We start from the raw sequence: 16,041 nt of genomic DNA, 5'->3' as shown, positions 1-16,041 counted from the left end.
GGAAATCTTAACGACCTTGGTCGCATTCTAATCAATCAATCGGCAAAGGTGGCGCCATGAGGCGTCGCGGCCGCAGCGCCGTACGTCGCGAAAACACTGAACCGCAGTAGCCGATCTGTCTTGCCCACCGCGAAGACATGGAGCAGGTCATGCTGCCGCCTATCGGCGCCGCGTTGAGCGCCTCTGTCGACTATCAGGATGCGGGCCGGCAGGCGATGCGCGCCTCGCTCGCCGCCACCTCTGGCGTTTCAGCTGCCACGACCCCTTTGCCTGCAAACCTCCTGGGCGGCGGTCGGATCGATATCCTTTCCCTGTCCGGCCAGGTGCAGCTGGCACAGGGCCTTTCCATCTTCGCCGAGACCATCGGGAGCTTCCTGAAGATCAGCCGACGCGAAGGCGAAGGCCTTGTCGACTATGCAAACCGGCTGGCGGAAGCCCTGAAGTCGCTGAGCCTGTCGCAGCGGGCCGCACTCGAGCAAAGCATCGCCCAGCTTGTACGCGGCGTCACGCTTCGCATCCTCACCGAAATCCTGAACAATCCGCTCGGACCGGAGGCGGCACGCCTCACCGCTTATCTGGAAAGCGCACCGGCAGCCGATCGCGACTTGGCGACCTGGGCCGTCGTCAGCTCCTACCGCCAGAACGACGCTGCAGTGGGCTCCTCCGCTTCTCCCGCTTCTGCCTCGGTTCGCACCCCGCTGGCGGGCGCGGCTCCAGCGCCAGCCGAGCTTCCTGCGAAGGCCGCCGGAGGCGATCAAGGGCCTGCCGCAGTGCCGGCGGCGCACGTCCGGGGCGCCGCAGCCTCTGCCACCGCTGGTCCGACCTCCCCTACGAGCGTCGTCACGGCGGTACCTCCCGCACAGGGAGCGGTTGCGGAAGGAGGAGAGGACGCCGGTGTTCCTTCGCTGAGACCACAGCAATCGACACAGCCGGTCACGCGCGGCGGCATGTCTCCGATGCAGCTTGACGGTTCCGATCCGGATCGCACTCCGCCCGCAGCCCGATCCCCTGAACTCCCAGGGCCGGGGGAAACGAGAGCCGGCGGGAGCTCCGTGGCCACGGAAAAATCTCTCCCCAGCCGCGCCGAGGTAGTGGTCGAACCGCGTCCGGCAATGTCGGGCCACGTTGGAACGCCCGTCATCTATGACGCCCCCGCGCTGGCACGTTTCGCCCAGATGGCGGTAGAGGATCCGAAGAACAGGTTCATACAGAACGTCCTGTTTCAGAATTCCGCACCGGGCGGTTCTGCGTCGGAGAGCACAGGCGCCAGCAAGGCGCCGGTGCCCCAGGTCCTTGCTCCCGTCCAGGCAGAACAGTCGGCCGAGGACGGCGCGACCCAGATTGCCCGCCCAGCGCCTGCCTCACCCTTGATACAATCGGGCGAGCCAATCGCGGCGCGCGCGGCAGACACCGAAAGCGCTCTTCCGGCCCCCGCGCCGGCGTTGGGCAACAAGGTGACGGCCAACGTCTCTGCGGCTCCCCATCTGGTGGCTGATCCGGCCGCATATATTCTGGCAGCACCCATGCTGGCACGCGAAGGTCTGGCGCAGGTCCTGGTGACCTATCCGCCAGCGCCCCGGGCGCCGGATGAGGAAGAACGCGACGTCGAAAGGGTCTCGCCCATCGATGAGGACGGTGGCCATCGATCGTCGCATCAGGATGCGCAGGGCGGGGACGGCGATCCGGAGGACGATCCCTCGCCCGAGGACGACGACGGGGGGGCGGTGCAAAGCGACGAGCTTTCAGACCATGCTCAGGATCTGTACTGGCGTATGGCCGACCTGTCCTGAAGCAGGAGCCAAACCCATAACGAAAAAGGCCGCCGGACTTGCATCCGGCGGCCTTCGTGTCTTCGGAAACAGCGATTACTCGTTGTTGCCGCGGTTCTTGAGAGCTGCGCCGAGGATGTCGCCGAGCGATGCGCCCGAGTCGGACGAACCGAACTGAGCAACAGCTTCCTTCTCTTCTGCAATCTCGAGAGCCTTGATCGACAGCATGACCTTGCGGTCCTTCTTGGAGAAGTTGGTAACACGCGCGTCGAACACCTGGCCGACCGAGAAACGCTCCGGACGCTGATCGTCGCGATCGCGTGCCAGATCGTTGCGGCGGATGAACGAGGTGATGTCTTCGTGGTTCACGAGCTTCACTTCGACGCCACCGTCGTTGACGGCGATGACTTCGCACGAAACGACAGCGTTCTTGCGCAGTTCGCCCGAAGCAGCGGCATCGCCGACTGCATCCTTGCCGAGCTGCTTGATGCCGAGCGAAATACGCTCCTTCTCGACGTCCACATCGAGAACGACAGCCTTGACGACGTCGCCCTTGTTGTACTCCTCGATGACCTGCTCGCCCGGACGGTTCCAGTCGAGGTCGGAGAGGTGGACCATGCCGTCAACGTCGCCTTCGAGGCCGATGAACAGGCCGAACTCGGTCTTGTTCTTGACTTCGCCTTCGACTTCAGTGCCGGCCGGATGGCTGAAGGCAAATGCCTGCCACGGGTTCTCGAGGGTCTGCTTGAGACCGAGCGAGATACGGCGCTTGGACGGATCGACTTCGAGAACGACAACGTCGACATCCTGCGTCGTGGACAGGATCTTGCCGGGGTGAACGTTCTTCTTGGTCCAGGACATTTCGGAGATGTGGATCAGGCCTTCGATGCCCGGCTCCAGCTCAACGAATGCACCATAGTCGGTGATGTTCGTGACCGTACCGGAGATCTTCTTGCCGATCGGGTACTTGGCCGCGATGCCATCCCACGGATCCGACTCAAGCTGCTTCATGCCGAGCGAGATGCGGTGGGTTTCCTGGTTGATGCGGATGATCTGAACCTTGACCGACTGGCCGATGGACAGGATTTCCGACGGATGGTTGACGCGGCGCCAGGCCATGTCGGTGACGTGCAGCAAGCCGTCGATGCCGCCGAGGTCAACGAACGCACCGTAATCGGTGATGTTCTTGACGACGCCGTCAACAACCTGACCTTCTTCGAGGTTCTGAACGATTTCAGAACGCTGCTCGGCACGGGACTCTTCGAGAACGGTACGGCGCGAGACGACGATGTTGCCGCGACGCTTGTCCATCTTGAGGATTTCGAAGGGCTGCGGGTTGTGCATCAGCGGCGTGACGTCGCGGATGGGACGGATGTCCACCTGCGAACGCGGAAGGAAGGCTACGGCGCCATCCAGATCGACGGTGAAGCCACCCTTGACCTGGTTGAAGATGATGCCTTCGACGCGCTCGCCAGCTTCGAATTTGGCTTCGAGCTTGACCCAGCTTTCCTCGCGGCGAGCCTTCTCGCGCGACAGAACAGCTTCGCCGAGAGCATTCTCAATGCGCTCGACATAGACTTCGACTTCGTCGCCGACCTTCAGCGAACCGTCCTTGCCCTTGACGCCGAATTCCTTCAGCGCGATGCGACCTTCGACCTTGAGGCCGACGTCGACAACAGCCATGTCCTTTTCGATCGCCGTGACCAGACCCTTGGTCACATAGCCTTCGGCCAGATCGGTCTGTGCGAAGGATTCTTCGAGGAGCGACGCGAAGTCCTCCCGCGTGGGGTTAGATACTGCCATGAAATCTCCTGAGGGTGTCCGTTCAAGGACACATATGCGCCGGGGGTTCGTGTTGAACACGCTCGAAGTCAGTCCGCCTCGTCTTTGGAGGCAATCCGGCGCAAGGACTGATCTGCGAGCTAGTCTGACGTGCCGGCTCACCGGCAGGTCGTCAATCTTTCGTCAAGGCAGCGTCGATAAGGCTCTTCGCAGCCTGAAACGCGGCTTCTATACTCATTTCCGAGGTATCAAGCAAGTGCGCATCGTCCGCGGGTCTCAAGGGGCTGTCTGCGCGACCCATATCCCGTTCGTCGCGCTTCTTCACGTCGGCGAAGATGACCTCGAAATCCGCCTCGCCGCCGCCGGCGATGATTTCGTCGAAGCGCCGCCTGGCGCGCACTTCCGGCGAGGCCGTGACGTAGAGCTTCACCGGCGCGTGCGGGCAGACGACGGTGCCGATATCGCGGCCGTCGAGCACCGTTCCGGGCTCGCGCCGCGAAAAGGCCTGCTGCGCCTCGACCAGCGCACGACGCACGGAAGACATGACTGCGATCTTCGACGCCGCCTCACCAATCTCGTGGCGCGACAGGACGGACCGGTCGAGGCCTCCGAGATCCAGCTCGCGCGCCATCTCTTCCGCCACCTGCTCGTCGTCGAGCGGCAGCCCCGCATCGAGTAGTGCCTTGGCAGTGGCGCGGTAGGTCAGCCCGGTGTCGAGGTGCTGGAAGCCGTAGGTTTCGGCAATCCGGCGCGACAGCGTTCCCTTGCCCGCTGCCGCCGGTCCGTCGATGGCGACGACGAAGCCCATCAGGCCGCCCTGCTCTCGACCGGCTCGATGCGGGCGCCGAGGCCAGTCATCAGATCCATGAATTCCGGGAAACTGGTGGCGATGATACCGGCATCGTCAACCGTCACCGCATGTTCGGAGACGAGACCCATGATCAGGAAGCTCATCGCAATCCGATGATCAAGATGGGTGACGACCGAAGACTCGGTGGCATTGCCATAGCCCTTGCCGCCCGGGCGGCCGCGGACGATCAGCGTGTCCTCGCCCTCATCGCAGTCGACGCCGTTGAGTTTCAGTCCGTCCGCTACGGCGGACAGCCGGTCGGATTCCTTGACCCGCAATTCCTCCAGGCCCAGCATTGTCGTCGCGCCTTCGGCGAACGCTGCGGCAACGGCGAGCACCGGATATTCGTCGATCATAGAAGGGGCCCGGTCCGCCGGCACCGTAACCCCCTTAAGTTCTGAATGCCGCACGCGCAGATCCGCGACATCCTCTCCGCCGGCAAGTCGCGGATTGATAACCTCGATGTCGGCGCCCATTTCCTGCAGCGTCAAAATGAGGCCCGTGCGGGTCGGGTTCATCAGAACGTTTTCGATCGTCACGTCGGAACCCGGCACCAGAAGGGCCGCCACCAGCGGAAACGCCGTCGAGGACGGATCGCCCGGAACATCGATCACCTGTCCGATCAACTGGCCGCGGCCTTCGAGCCGGATCGTCCGCACGCCGTCGGCATCCGTCTCCACCATCAGGTTGGCGCCGAAGCCCTGCAGCATCTTTTCCGTGTGGTCGCGGGTCATTACCGGTTCGATAACCGTCGTGACGCCCGGTGTGTTGAGACCGGCGAGCAGGACTGCGGATTTCACCTGGGCAGAGGCCATCGGTACGCGGTAGGTTATCGGGTTCGGGATCGCGGGCCCGCGCAGCGTGACCGGCAGTCGGTCGCCCTCCGCGGCCTTCACCTGAACGCCCATCTGGCGGAGCGGATTGAGCACACGCCCCATCGGCCGCTTCGTGAGCGAGGCGTCGCCGATGAAGGTACTTTCGAAGTCATAGACGCCAACGAGGCCCATGGTCAGGCGGCAGCCGGTGCCGGCATTGCCGAAATCGAGCGGCGCTTCCGGAGCCAGCAACGCCCCGTTGCCGGTGCCCTGGATGATCCATTCATCGCCGACCTTCTCGATCCTGGCGCCCATGGCGCGCATCGCCTTGCCGGTGTTGATGACGTCCTCGCCTTCGAGCAGGCCGGTAATGCGCGTCTCGCCGGCAGCAAGGCCGCCGAACATGAAGGAGCGGTGCGAGATCGACTTATCGCCGGGGATCCGGACGGTGCCCCTCAGATCGGCGGATTTCAGCGATCGGGCCGGCTTCAACGCAACACCATGCGACATGGCAAGTCCTTTTGTTCTTGTCCTGGTTTCGCGGGCGTCGTTAGCATAAAGCAGGTAGCCGGTCATCCGGCTAATTTGGCCTGAAGGGCGGTCAAGTTTACCTTTGACAGAAAAGAGCGCAGGCCTTATGGGGACCGGCTTAGTTTTTTACCCGTTGACAGCCGCTCCGGCGGCCAAGCCGACTTGATCGGCCAGACTCACGAGGCTTTCACAGTGGCAAAAGCGGAACTCGGAACCAAACGTACCGACCCGGATACCGGCAAGAAGTTCTACGACCTGAACCGCGACCCGGTTGTCTCTCCCTATACCGGCAAGTCCTGGCCGCTCTCCTTCTTCGAGGAGAACACGGCCCAGATGAAGATGGAGCAGGCCGAGGAAGAGGAGATCCAGGAAGTCGACACCGAGAACACGGATGTCGAACTGGTCTCGAATGACGACAGCGACGATAACAGCGGCGACGATCTTCCCGATATGGGCGATGACGACGTCGAGATCGAAGGCGACGACGACGACACCTTCCTGGAAGCCGACGAAGACGACGACGATGACGACATGACCGGCATCATCGGCGTCACCGGCGACGACGACGAAGTCTGAGCCTCCAGCAACTGCCCGGCGGATCGACAAATTTCGCCGGGCCACGAATTTACGGCTTGCACTCTCGAAAAACCGGAAGTAAGAAGCCGCCACTCCGGGCGACACGCCTTGAGTTTCCCAGGACCGGACACTACGCCGGACCACCCTGATGGGGCTATAGCTCAGCTGGGAGAGCGCTTGCATGGCATGCAAGAGGTCAGCGGTTCGATCCCGCTTAGCTCCACCAAAATCGTCCCATATCACGTCAGGTTGCGCTCTCAACGAGAGTCCTCGCCAGTCGGGACTTTGGCGCCCGCCACCCTCCGCAATTGACATCCGCCCCCATCTCCGCTGAATGGAGCGATGATCACCGGCGCCGCTCATCCTCCACGTCGCCTGCGGGCAGTGTTTCTCCCCCTTCTTCTCGCCTTGAGCCTTGCCGGCTGCGCGGGGCGGCCGGAAGGGGTGCTGATTCCGACGGCGTCTGCGGCAGCGCCGGGCCAAGTGGTGGATATTTTCGTTGCGACGACGCGGCAGCCTTCAGGCGATCCGGGCATCCTGTTTTCCGGCGAGCGCGGCCGGGATCTCGAAGCCACCGCCATCACCGTTTCCATTCCGCCCGACGCCAATCGCAAGATCGGTGAAGTGCAGTGGCCGAAGCGCCTGCCGGCAGATCCCGCCAAGGAATTCGCGACCGTCCGGGTCGAGCCGGTCCAGACGGAAAAGGACGCCAACCGCTGGCTTTCCCGCCACCTTCCGCCGGCCAAGCGCGTGCTGGTCTTCGTCCACGGCTTCAACAACCGCTACGAGGAGGCAGTCTACCGGTTCGCGCAGATCGTCCACGACTCCAAGGCCGATGCGGCGCCCGTCCTGTTCACCTGGCCGTCGCGCGCTTCCATCTTCGACTACAACTACGACAAGGAAAGCGCCAACTATTCGCGCGACGGGTTGGAGCGCGTGCTGGACCAGATCGCCGACGATCCGCAGGTGGCCGATGTCGTGGTGCTTGCCCATTCGATGGGTTCCTGGCTGACGGTGGAGGCCCTGCGGCAGATGGCGATCCGTGACGGCAGGGTCCCCGGAAAGATCAGCAATGTCATCCTTGCCTCGCCTGATCTCGACGTGGATGTCTTTGCCCAGCAGTTCAAGACGATCGGGACGCCCGGCCCTCGCTTCACGCTGTTCGTCTCTCGCGATGACCGTGCTCTGCAACTGTCCCGACGGATTTCCGGCAGTGTCGACCGTCTTGGACAGGTGGACCCGACGGCAGAGCCCTACCGATCCCAGTTCGAGGCCGCCGGCATCAGCGTGATCGACCTCACCGCACTCGAGAGCGGCGACCCGCTCAACCATGGAAAGTTCGCGCAGAGCCCGCAGGTCGTCCAACTCATCGGCACCCGACTTCTGGCCGGGCAGGAGATCGCAACGACCAATGTCGCGCTCGGGGAGCGGCTCGGCGCGATCGCCCTCGGCACCGCCCAGACAGTTGGCGGAGTTGCGAGCGCCACGGTCAGCGCCCCGATTGCCGTGTTCGATCCGCAGACCCGCCGCACCTATGGCGAGCAGATCAACCGGGTGGGCCGGTCCATCGAGAACACCGTCATCTCCACCGTCGCGCAGTAGCGCCGGCAGACCTCAGCTGGCGATTGCCCGACCATCGGCATCGAAACGGTGCATGCTGGTCGCATCTGGCGTTGCGAAGACGATGTCGTCGGCTGAATAGGGGTGTTCGCCGAAAAGCCGCACCGTCACCAGCCCTGCCTGCTCCGTCTGGATGTAGACGATTGTGTCGGCCCCAAGATGCTCCACATGCTCGACCCTGCCCTTCCAGGTGCCCGCTTCCCGTGAGAGGCCGATATGCTCCGGCCGGATGCCCATCGTGGTCGCCCCCGTCTCGCCCATTCGCCCGGCTTCGATGAAGTTCATCTGCGGCGAGCCGAGGAAGCCTGCGACGAAGAGGTTGGCCGGGCGATTGTAGAGCTCCATCGGCGAGCCGATCTGCTCTATGGCGCCGGCATTCAGCACGACGATCTTGTCCGCAAGCGTCATCGCCTCGACCTGGTCGTGCGTGACATAGATCATCGTCGCCTTCAGGCGTCGATGAAGTGCTGCTATCTCCAGCCGCATATGCACCCTGAGCGCGGCGTCGAGGTTGGACAGCGGCTCATCAAACAGGAAGAGTTTCGGTTCGCGAACAATCGCCCGTCCAATCGCGACGCGCTGGCGCTGTCCGCCGGACAGTTCCGCAGGCCGACGCCCGAGATATTCGTCGAGCGACAGCATGGTGGAAGCCTTGGCGACCCGCTCCTCGATCACCGCCTTAGCCTCGCCCGCCTGCTTCAGCCCGAGCCCCATATTGTCCTTCACCGTCAGGTGCGGATAGAGGGCGTAGGTCTGGAAGACCATGGCAATCCCACGCTTGGCAGGCGGCGTGTTCACCACCTCCGCGCCGTCGATCCGGACGCTTCCCGCAGTCGCGTCCTCTAGGCCCGCGATGACGCGCAGGAGCGTGGACTTTCCGCAGCCTGACGGTCCGACGAAGATCACGAACTCGCCATCCTTCACGTCGAGATCGATCCCCTTCAGCACCTCGTGGGTCCCGAAGGACTTGCGGATGGAGGTCAGTTGCAGCGAACCCAATGGCGTTGTCCTTACGAGATAGGCGGCATTAGAGAATGACTGGCGCGCCGGTCCGCACGCTCTGGTCGGCGGCGAGGCAGATGCGCAGCGATTGCACGGCGTCGTTCATGTGGCGGTCGAGGTCGATGTCCTCGCGAATGGCCTTGAGCACATAGGCCTGTTCCATGTCGCAAAGATCCTGGTGACCCGGTTCGCCAGCCATCGCCAGATCCTCGTCCGGACGCAGGAATTTCCCGTCCGGGCCCGTTTCGGCGGTATGAACCCGGATCAGCGAGGTCTTGGTATGCGTGTCGATGTCGTCGGACTTCGCGTTCGGATCCATGACGATCGAGACCGAGCCCTTGGGCGACATCACGTCCTTCACGAAGAAGGCGGTCTCGGAGATCATCGGGCCCCAGCCCGCCTCGTACCAACCGACCGAGCCGTCATCGAACATCACCTGCAGGTGGCCGTAGTTGTACATGTCGGGCGCCACCTCGTCGGAAAGGCGCAGGCCCATGCCGCGCACCTGCACCGGCTTGGCATCGGTGATCTGGCACATGACGTCGACATAGTGGACGCCGCAATCGACGATCGGCGAGGTCGTCTGCATCAGCGCCTTGTGGGTCTCCCAAGTGGGACCCGAGGACTGCTGGTTGAGGTTCATGCGGAAGACGTAAGGCGGCCCGAGCTTGCGGGCCTCCTGGATGAGCCGCATCCAGGACGGGTGATGGCGCAGGATATAGCCGATCACCAGCTTGCGGTCGGCGGCCTTTGCCGCAGCCACCACACGCTCGGCATCGGCCACGGTCGTGGCCAGCGGCTTCTCGACGAAGACATGGCAGCCGGCCTCGAAGGCCATGACGGCGTAGTCGGCATGGCTGTCCGAATAGGTGCAGATGGAGCAGAGGTCGGGCTTCAGCTCGGCGAGCGCCTCCGGAAAAGACGGGTGGATGGTGTAGCCCTGCAGTTTCTCCGGCAGCGCCACTTCGGACCGATTGACGAAACCGACGATCTCGAAGCCGGGGTTGTTGTGGTAGGCGAGGGCGTGGCTGCGGCCCATATTGCCGAGGCCGGCTACCAGGACGCGGATGGGCTTGTCTTCGATGCTCACTTCACAGCTCCGGATGTAATGCCGCGGATCAACTGCCGCGAGAAGATGACGTAAAGGACCAGCACCGGCAGGATGGCCAGCGAGAGCGCCGACAGCACCGCATTCCAGTTGGTCACGTACTGGCCGATGAACATCTGAGCGCCCAGCGTGATCGTCTTGGTCGCCTCACCGGGCGCCAGGATCAGCGGGAACCACAGGTCGTTCCAGATGGGGATCATGGTGAAGACGGCGACCGTCGCCATGGCCGGGCGCACCAGCGGCAGAACGAGGCGGAAGAAGATCGCGTATTCGGACAGGCCGTCGATCCGCCCGGCATTCTTCAGGTCGTCGGAAAGGGTGCGCATGAACTCCGACAGTATGAAGATCGCCAGCGGCAGGCCTTGCGCCGTGTAGACGAGGATCAGCGCCGTCAGCGTGTTGACCAGCCCCGTGGCCACCATGCCCTGCAGGATGGCAACCGTGCCCAGCCGGATCGGGATCATGATCCCAAGCGCGAGATAGAGCCCCATCAGCGTATTGCCGCGGAAGCGATATTCGGAGAGGGCGAAGGCGGCCATGGCACCGAACAGCAGGACCAGCGCGATCGCGACGACAGTGACAATCAGGCTGTTCTGGAAGTAGCCGACGAAATCCCCCTGCTTCAGCACCGTCTCGTAGCCGACAAGGCTGAAGGTCTTCGGCGTCGGCAGGGCCATCGGCTCGCGGAAGATGGCGTTGCGTGCCTTGAGCGAGTTCACCAGCGTCAGGAAGACTGGAAAGAGCGCAATCAGCGTATAGGTGATCAGCGCTACATGGATGAGTCCGGAGCGAAGAAGGGAAGAACGTGCTTTGGACATCTCGCCTCCTTCAGAACTGGTAGCGGCGGATACGCCGCTGGATGACGAAGAGGTATAGCGACACACCGGCGAGGATGATCAGGAACATCACGGTCGCGATCGTCGCACCCATCGGACGGTTGCCCATCTGGTTCTGGAAACCGAAGAAGGTGCGGTAGAGCAGCGTACCGAGAATGTCGGTCGAGCCGTCCGGTCCGGCGAGCGCCCCCTGCACCGTATAGATCAGGTCGAAGGCGTTGAAGTTGCCGACGAAGGTGAGCACCGAGATGATGCCAATCGAAGGCAGGATCAGCGGCAGCTTGATCTTCCAGAATTGGCTCCAGCCGGTGATGCCGTCGATTTCAGCCGCTTCCAGCACCTCGTCGGGGATGTTGAGAAGCGCGGCGTAGATGAGCATCATCGGGATGCCGACATACTGCCAGACGGAGATCAGCGACACGGTGATGAGCGCACTCTCCGGCTTGCCGAGCCATGGTGAAAACAGCGACTTCAAGCCCACGAGGTCCATCAGGCCGGGTGCGATCCCCCAGATCGGCGAGAGGATGAGCTTCCAGATGAAGCCGACGATGACGAAGGAAAGCAGCGTCGGCACGAAGATCGCGCTTCGGTAGAAGGCGGCAAACCGCAGTGTTGGAACCGACAGCATGGCGGCCAGCGCGATACCGATCGGGTTCTGCACCGCCATGTGGATGATGAAGAAGATCGTGTTGTTCCAGAGGGCGTTCCAGAAGTCGGCGGCAAGCCGCGGGTCGCCGAACAGGCGCTGGAAGTTTGCAAGGCCGACGAAAGTCATCTGGCCATTGACGACGTTGAAGAGCGACAGCCTCAGCGTCTCGATCAGCGGCAGGATCATGACCGCGGTGTAGACCAGAAAGGCGGGGGCCAGGAACACGAGGATGTGCCAGCGGATGGTGCGCTTCGGTGGAGCGATCCGCGTCTCGGCAATGTCGGATTGGGTCATCGGCGTGTTCCGGAAACGAGGCATCGTCCAAGTCTATGGCAGCGGCGCCTGCCAGCTGCCGCCCGCCCCTCCCGTCGACATGGGCGTGCCGCTGATGGCGGCCGAAGCTCGGGCAGGAAGAAGCCCTCTCCCCCGGTCAGGGAGAGGGAGATAGTGGCCGAAGGCGTTCTTACTGCTTCGGCTTGTACCAGCTGTCGAGGCCCTTCTGGGTCTCTTCGCCAGCCTGCTCCGGGGTCATCGTGCCGTTGATGACGTTGGCTGAAACCCGCCACATCTCGAGGTCGAGGTTCGGATCGCCGCGGCCGACAATTGCGGCACTCGGGCGGATCGTCGTCTCGCAGTTCTCGCGCCAGGAAACGAATTCCTGGGCCAGATCGTCCTGCATGGTGACGGGTGTCGAGTTCAGGCTGAAGAAGCCCGGAGCCGAGTTGGCATAGAGATCGGCGAATTCCGGCGACGCGACCCACGACAGGAAGGTCTTGGCGGCTTCCGCATTGTTGCTGTTGGCGTTGAGACCGATGCCGATGTCGTTGTGGTCGGAGATGTAGCACTTGTCGCCCGCGGCCTTCACCGGCGGCGGGAAGGCGCCCATCTCGAAATCGGCCTGGCTCTTGAACGGTGCAATTTCCCAGGATCCTGCCGGGTAGATCGCAGCGCGTCCGAGCGTGAAGAGATTCTGGCTGTCCGGATAGGTCTGCGCCTCGAAGCCGTCGCCGAGATAGTCCTTCCACTTTGCGAGTGTCGCATAGGGCTCGACCCACTGCGGATCGGTAAGCTTCTGCGTACCATCAATCAGCGCCTTGCGGCCTTCCTCGCCTTTGTAGTAGTTCGGGCCGATATTGTAGTAGCCCATGGTGGCGGCTTCCCACTGGTCCTTGGTGCCCATGGCCATCGGGATGTAGTTGCCGTCTTCCTTGATCTTCTCAAGGACGGCGAAGAACTCTTCCTCGGTCTTCGGCACCTCGACGCCGACTTCCTCGAAGGCTGCCTTATTGTAGATGAAGCCGTGGATTACGGAGGCCATCGGTACGCAGAAGGTGGTCGCGCCGTCGTCAGTGGTCCAGGCGGACTTCGCGACGTCCGAGAAGTTCTCCATGCCTTCGAGATCGTTCAGCGGCGCCAGCTGCCCCTTCTCGAACATCGCGAGAGAGAGGTCGAACGGGCGGCAGGTGATCAGGTCGCCTGCAGTGCCGGCCTCAAGCTTGGCGTTTACGGCCGAGTTGTACTCGGTCGGCGCCATCGGCGCGAAGGTCACCTTGATGTCCGGGTGCTTGGCCTCGAACGCCGGGATGATCTTCTCCTGCCAGATCGGCAGATCGTCGTTGCGCCAGCTCTCGATGGTAAGCTGGGTTTCCTGCGCCATCGCCATGCCGGCCGGAGCCAGAACGGTCGTAGCAAGCAGCATGCCTCTCAGAATGCGGGTCATATCGTTCTCCCTCTTGTTCGCGCACTCAGGCGCGCTTGTGGAACCCAGTTTTTGTTTCGAACTCGGCAAGAGCAGCGCGCAGCACCTCTCCGTTTCTATGCAGTGCCTGCCGAGCAGATTCGATGTCCGGCATCCCAGCCGCAAGGAGGACGGCAACCTTGACCGAGCCTCCGGCGCTATCGAGCAGTCGTCCGGCCTCGTCCACCGCTACACCGGCGATATCGGCGACCATACGCGCCGCGCGTGCCCGCAGCTTGATGTTGTCGGGATGAAGGTTGACCATATGCCCATCATGCACATGACCGAGCCTGACTGCGGCAAGGGTCGACAGCATGTTGAACGCGATCTTCTGCGCCGTTCCCGCACCCATGCGGGTGGAGCCCGCAATCACCTCAGGCGGCGTCTGCAGCAGGATCGAGACGTCCGCATGGGTAAACAGCGCCGCACCAGGGTTGTTGGCAATGGCGATCACCCGCGCTCCGCGTCCCTTGGCGGCCTCCGCGACGGCCAGAGCATAGGGCGTGGAGCCGCTTGCCGAGACGCAGATGACACAGTCGGTCGGCTCGAGCACCGCGGCATCCTTGCGCGCCTGCTCCACGTCGTCCTCGGGAGATCCCGCCAGGTCACTGAGGCTCGCGAGACCGCCGGCAAGCAAGACAAGGATCCGGTCCTTGGGTATTCCATAGGTACCCGGCAGTTCCAGGGCGTCGGCCATGGCCATGAGCCCGGAACTTCCCGCACCCGCATAAGCGATCCTGCCGCCGCCGCGAAGCGCCCTAGCCATCAGGTCCGAACCTGTCTCTATTGCGGGGATAGCCGCATCGACAGCAGCGGCCGCAGCCTGTTGTCCAGCCGCGAGAAGGCGCAGGATCTCCTGCGGCGGGCGGGCATCAAGTCCCCCTGCTTCTCCATGCGTGGCTTCGGTGGCGGTTCCGCTCATCCGTTTCTCCCTCTGGCTGAAATGATGCCAAAAAAATACCAATTGTCCAGCCGGCAAATTAAGAAATGTGAAGATCGCCTTAATTCGTCGGCTGACTGGCCGGCGTGCTCTGCTTTCTCAGCCCATATCTGAGGTTCCTGCGACCTCTTCGCTTTCACCCTTGGTAATTGGTATTTTTTTGGTATCATGAGTGCGGAGGTCATCCATGCAGGCTTATTTCATTGGCATCGACGGCGGCGGAACAAGCTGCAGGGCTGCAGTGGCGGATGCCGACGGACGCATCATCGGCCGTGGGCGAAGCGGCGCGTCCAACATCCTGACCGATCCTGATACCGCACTCCGGCACATCGAGGAGGCAACGCGGCTGGCGTTCGGTGAGGCGGGGATTTCCGCCGACCTCTCCGAGGCATCGGCTCTTCTGGGCGTCGCGGGCAACAATGTCGGAGACGCTGTTTCCTATGTCCAGGCCCGGCTGCCCTTCCGGCACTCGGAGATCGTGTCGGATGGCCTCATTGCCCTGCAGGGCGCTCTCGGCGATGACGACGGGGCGATTGGGATCGTCGGCACCGGCACGATCTTCATCCTGCGCCATGCAGATGAGATCCACTATCTCGGCGGCTGGGGCTTCCAGGTGGGCGACCTAGGCGGGGGTGCCCGCCTAGGCCATGCTGCCTTGCAGGAAAGTCTGCTCGTCCATGACCGGATCCGACCCGGCAGCGCCCTGACGGCCCATATCCTTGATGAGTTCGCACACGACCCCAGGAAGATCGTCGATTTCGCGCGCGCGGCCCGCCCCGGAGACTACGGACGCTACGCACCCATCGTGGTTTCCTTCGCCGCGGAAGGCGATGCAATCGCCCTGCGGCTGATGAAGGATGCGGCATCCCATGTGGACGAGGCGCTCGATGCAATAGCACGGGTCGACGGCGGCGCCGGTCGCCTCTGCCTGCTCGGCGGGCTTGCAGAGATCTACCCATCCTACCTCGCCGAGCGTCACAAGAGCCGGCTCGTCCCGCCGCAGGGAGACGCGCTCATCGGCGCGGTTGCATTGGCCGTGAAGGCGTTTCGGAAGGAGGGGGTATGACGGCACCGCTTGCTTCGCTGCTTCCCCTGGAGGGTCTTCAGGCGCCTGGCGGCGGACCGCTGTACCGTCGGCTGCGGCAGCTCCTCGAGGAGGCCATCCGCTCCGGCCGCCTCGGTGAGGGCGACGCGCTTCCCGCCGAACGGGATCTCGCGGACTATGCCGATGTCAGCCGGGTCACTGTGCGCAAGGCGGTGGACGATCTCGTCCGGGACGGCCTGCTGGTGCGCCGCCAGGGCTCGGGCACCTTCGTGGCCAAGCCAGTTTCGCGCGTGCAACAGCCCCTTTCGCGGCTGACATCCTTCACCGAGGACATGGCGCGGCGCGGCCTCGAAACCCGCTCGGAATGGCTGGAGCGTGGCCTATTCCACCCATCGCCCGAGGAGATGATGATGCTCGGTCTTGCCGCGGGAACGCTGGTCGCCCGGCTTGGCCGACTGCGCATTGCGAGGGACATGCCGCTGGCGATCGAGCGGGCGAGCGTGTCGGCGGAATTCCTGCCCGACCCCGAAGCGGTCACCACCTCGCTCTACGCCGAACTCGGAAAGAAGAATGCGCGCCCGGTGCGTGCGATCCAGCGCATCTCCGCCTGCAACGTCAAGGAACCCGAAGCAGGACTGCTTGCCGTTCCGGTCGGGGCGGCGGGGCTATCGATCGAGCGCATTTCCTACCTCGCCTCCGGGCGTGTGGTGGAATTCACCCGCTCTCTCTACCGCGGCGACACCTATGACTTCGTGGCCGAACTGACCTTGGGGGACTGAC

Annotated in this window: 14 protein-coding genes and 1 tRNA gene; 6 read left to right on the top strand and 9 right to left on the bottom strand. The window is 63.3% G+C overall.

The window, feature by feature from the left end; all coding sequences use genetic code 11:
• The first annotated feature begins 149 nt into the window (after positions 1 to 149).
• Entirely contained in the window at positions 150 to 1,790 is a 1,641-nt protein-coding gene (locus ACEPP2_RS13300; protein ID WP_395516887.1) for a hypothetical protein, read from the top strand.
• A gap of 75 nt (positions 1,791 to 1,865) precedes the next feature.
• Here the strand turns inward: ACEPP2_RS13300 and rpsA are convergent, their stop codons facing one another.
• The 3 genes from rpsA to aroA all read right to left on the bottom strand — a co-directional run bounded on the left by rpsA (position 1,866) and on the right by aroA (position 5,726).
• Positions 1,866 to 3,572, bottom strand: a complete 1,707-nt coding sequence (rpsA, locus tag ACEPP2_RS13295; protein WP_052641115.1) for a 30S ribosomal protein S1 — start codon at positions 3,570 to 3,572, stop codon at positions 1,866 to 1,868.
• Positions 3,573 to 3,723: 151 nt separating this feature from the next.
• Positions 3,724 to 4,359 (bottom strand): (d)CMP kinase, encoded by a 636-nt coding sequence (cmk, locus tag ACEPP2_RS13290; protein ID WP_281977765.1) that lies wholly within the window; start codon positions 4,357 to 4,359, stop codon positions 3,724 to 3,726.
• Positions 4,359 to 5,726 carry a 3-phosphoshikimate 1-carboxyvinyltransferase gene (aroA, locus tag ACEPP2_RS13285; protein ID WP_395516886.1) on the bottom strand — a complete coding sequence of 456 codons (1,368 nt, stop codon included), beginning with the start codon at positions 5,724 to 5,726 and terminating at the stop codon, positions 4,359 to 4,361. The genes cmk and aroA overlap by 1 nt, the downstream gene beginning before the upstream one ends.
• Before the next feature lie 213 nt (positions 5,727 to 5,939).
• On the opposite strand from aroA, the gene ACEPP2_RS13280 reads away from it, so the two are divergent.
• The 3 genes from ACEPP2_RS13280 (at position 5,940) to ACEPP2_RS13270 (ending at position 7,925) form a co-directional block, all read left to right on the top strand.
• A complete protein-coding gene (locus ACEPP2_RS13280) occupies positions 5,940 to 6,323 on the top strand; it encodes a TIGR02300 family protein (RefSeq protein WP_077548495.1) in 384 nt (127 codons plus the stop codon).
• A gap of 150 nt (positions 6,324 to 6,473) precedes the next feature.
• Positions 6,474 to 6,549, top strand: a tRNA-Ala gene (locus ACEPP2_RS13275).
• A gap of 116 nt (positions 6,550 to 6,665) precedes the next feature.
• Entirely contained in the window at positions 6,666 to 7,925 is a 1,260-nt protein-coding gene (locus ACEPP2_RS13270; protein ID WP_281977767.1) for an alpha/beta hydrolase, read from the top strand.
• A 12-nt stretch (positions 7,926 to 7,937) separates the two neighbouring features.
• On the opposite strand, the gene ACEPP2_RS13265 is transcribed toward ACEPP2_RS13270, so the two are convergent.
• From ACEPP2_RS13265 to ACEPP2_RS13240, 6 genes are all read right to left on the bottom strand, one after another.
• Complete coding sequence (locus ACEPP2_RS13265) at positions 7,938 to 8,942, bottom strand: ABC transporter ATP-binding protein (protein WP_281977768.1); 1,005 nt, start codon at positions 8,940 to 8,942, stop codon at positions 7,938 to 7,940.
• Between the two features lie 28 nt (positions 8,943 to 8,970).
• Positions 8,971 to 10,035, bottom strand: a complete 1,065-nt coding sequence (locus ACEPP2_RS13260; RefSeq protein WP_395516885.1) for a Gfo/Idh/MocA family protein — start codon at positions 10,033 to 10,035, stop codon at positions 8,971 to 8,973.
• Entirely contained in the window at positions 10,032 to 10,871 is an 840-nt protein-coding gene (locus ACEPP2_RS13255) for a carbohydrate ABC transporter permease (RefSeq protein WP_281977771.1), read from the bottom strand. The genes ACEPP2_RS13260 and ACEPP2_RS13255 overlap by 4 nt, the downstream gene beginning before the upstream one ends.
• 10 nt (positions 10,872 to 10,881) lie before the next feature.
• Positions 10,882 to 11,832, bottom strand: a complete 951-nt coding sequence (locus ACEPP2_RS13250) for a carbohydrate ABC transporter permease (RefSeq protein ID WP_077548490.1) — start codon at positions 11,830 to 11,832, stop codon at positions 10,882 to 10,884.
• Between the two features lie 169 nt (positions 11,833 to 12,001).
• Positions 12,002 to 13,258, bottom strand: coding sequence for an ABC transporter substrate-binding protein (locus ACEPP2_RS13245; RefSeq protein ID WP_281977774.1), 1,257 nt, complete (start codon positions 13,256 to 13,258; stop codon positions 12,002 to 12,004).
• Positions 13,259 to 13,283: 25 nt separating this feature from the next.
• On the bottom strand, positions 13,284 to 14,198 hold the full coding sequence (locus ACEPP2_RS13240) for an N-acetylmuramic acid 6-phosphate etherase (RefSeq protein WP_395516884.1): 915 nt from the start codon (positions 14,196 to 14,198) through the stop codon (positions 13,284 to 13,286).
• A 205-nt stretch (positions 14,199 to 14,403) separates the two neighbouring features.
• Here ACEPP2_RS13240 and ACEPP2_RS13235 point away from each other — a divergent pair, with 205 nt between their 5' ends.
• Positions 14,404 to 15,282 (top strand): N-acetylglucosamine kinase, encoded by an 879-nt coding sequence (locus tag ACEPP2_RS13235; protein WP_077548487.1) that lies wholly within the window; start codon positions 14,404 to 14,406, stop codon positions 15,280 to 15,282.
• Positions 15,279 to 16,040: a GntR family transcriptional regulator gene (locus ACEPP2_RS13230; RefSeq protein WP_077548486.1), complete on the top strand. Its 762-nt coding sequence runs from the start codon at positions 15,279 to 15,281 to the stop codon at positions 16,038 to 16,040. Before ACEPP2_RS13235 ends, ACEPP2_RS13230 begins: the two co-directional genes overlap by 4 nt.
• Position 16,041 lies beyond the last annotated feature (1 nt).

Source organism: Pseudorhizobium flavum, from assembly GCF_044142885.1.
Taxonomy (GTDB): domain Bacteria; phylum Pseudomonadota; class Alphaproteobacteria; order Rhizobiales; family Rhizobiaceae; genus Neorhizobium; species Neorhizobium flavum.
This window is presented reverse-complemented; position numbering and strand designations above follow the sequence as displayed.

What these genes read in the sequence shown, in the direction of transcription:
- ACEPP2_RS13300 (WP_395516887.1), top strand. Translation starts at nt 150, where the DNA reads ATGCTGCCGCCTATCGGCGCCGCGTTGAGCGCCTCTGTCGACTATCAG.
- rpsA (WP_052641115.1), bottom strand. Translation starts at nt 3,572, where the DNA reads ATGGCAGTATCTAACCCCACGCGGGAGGACTTCGCGTCGCTCCTCGAA.
- cmk (WP_281977765.1), bottom strand. Translation starts at nt 4,359, where the DNA reads ATGGGCTTCGTCGTCGCCATCGACGGACCGGCGGCAGCGGGCAAGGGA.
- aroA (WP_395516886.1), bottom strand. Translation starts at nt 5,726, where the DNA reads ATGTCGCATGGTGTTGCGTTGAAGCCGGCCCGATCGCTGAAATCCGCC.
- ACEPP2_RS13270 (WP_281977767.1), top strand. Translation starts at nt 6,666, where the DNA reads ATGATCACCGGCGCCGCTCATCCTCCACGTCGCCTGCGGGCAGTGTTT.
- ACEPP2_RS13255 (WP_281977771.1), bottom strand. Translation starts at nt 10,871, where the DNA reads ATGTCCAAAGCACGTTCTTCCCTTCTTCGCTCCGGACTCATCCATGTA.
- ACEPP2_RS13250 (WP_077548490.1), bottom strand. Translation starts at nt 11,832, where the DNA reads ATGACCCAATCCGACATTGCCGAGACGCGGATCGCTCCACCGAAGCGC.
- ACEPP2_RS13245 (WP_281977774.1), bottom strand. Translation starts at nt 13,258, where the DNA reads ATGACCCGCATTCTGAGAGGCATGCTGCTTGCTACGACCGTTCTGGCT.
- ACEPP2_RS13240 (WP_395516884.1), bottom strand. Translation starts at nt 14,198, where the DNA reads ATGAGCGGAACCGCCACCGAAGCCACGCATGGAGAAGCAGGGGGACTT.
- ACEPP2_RS13235 (WP_077548487.1), top strand. Translation starts at nt 14,404, where the DNA reads ATGCAGGCTTATTTCATTGGCATCGACGGCGGCGGAACAAGCTGCAGG.
- ACEPP2_RS13230 (WP_077548486.1), top strand. Translation starts at nt 15,279, where the DNA reads ATGACGGCACCGCTTGCTTCGCTGCTTCCCCTGGAGGGTCTTCAGGCG.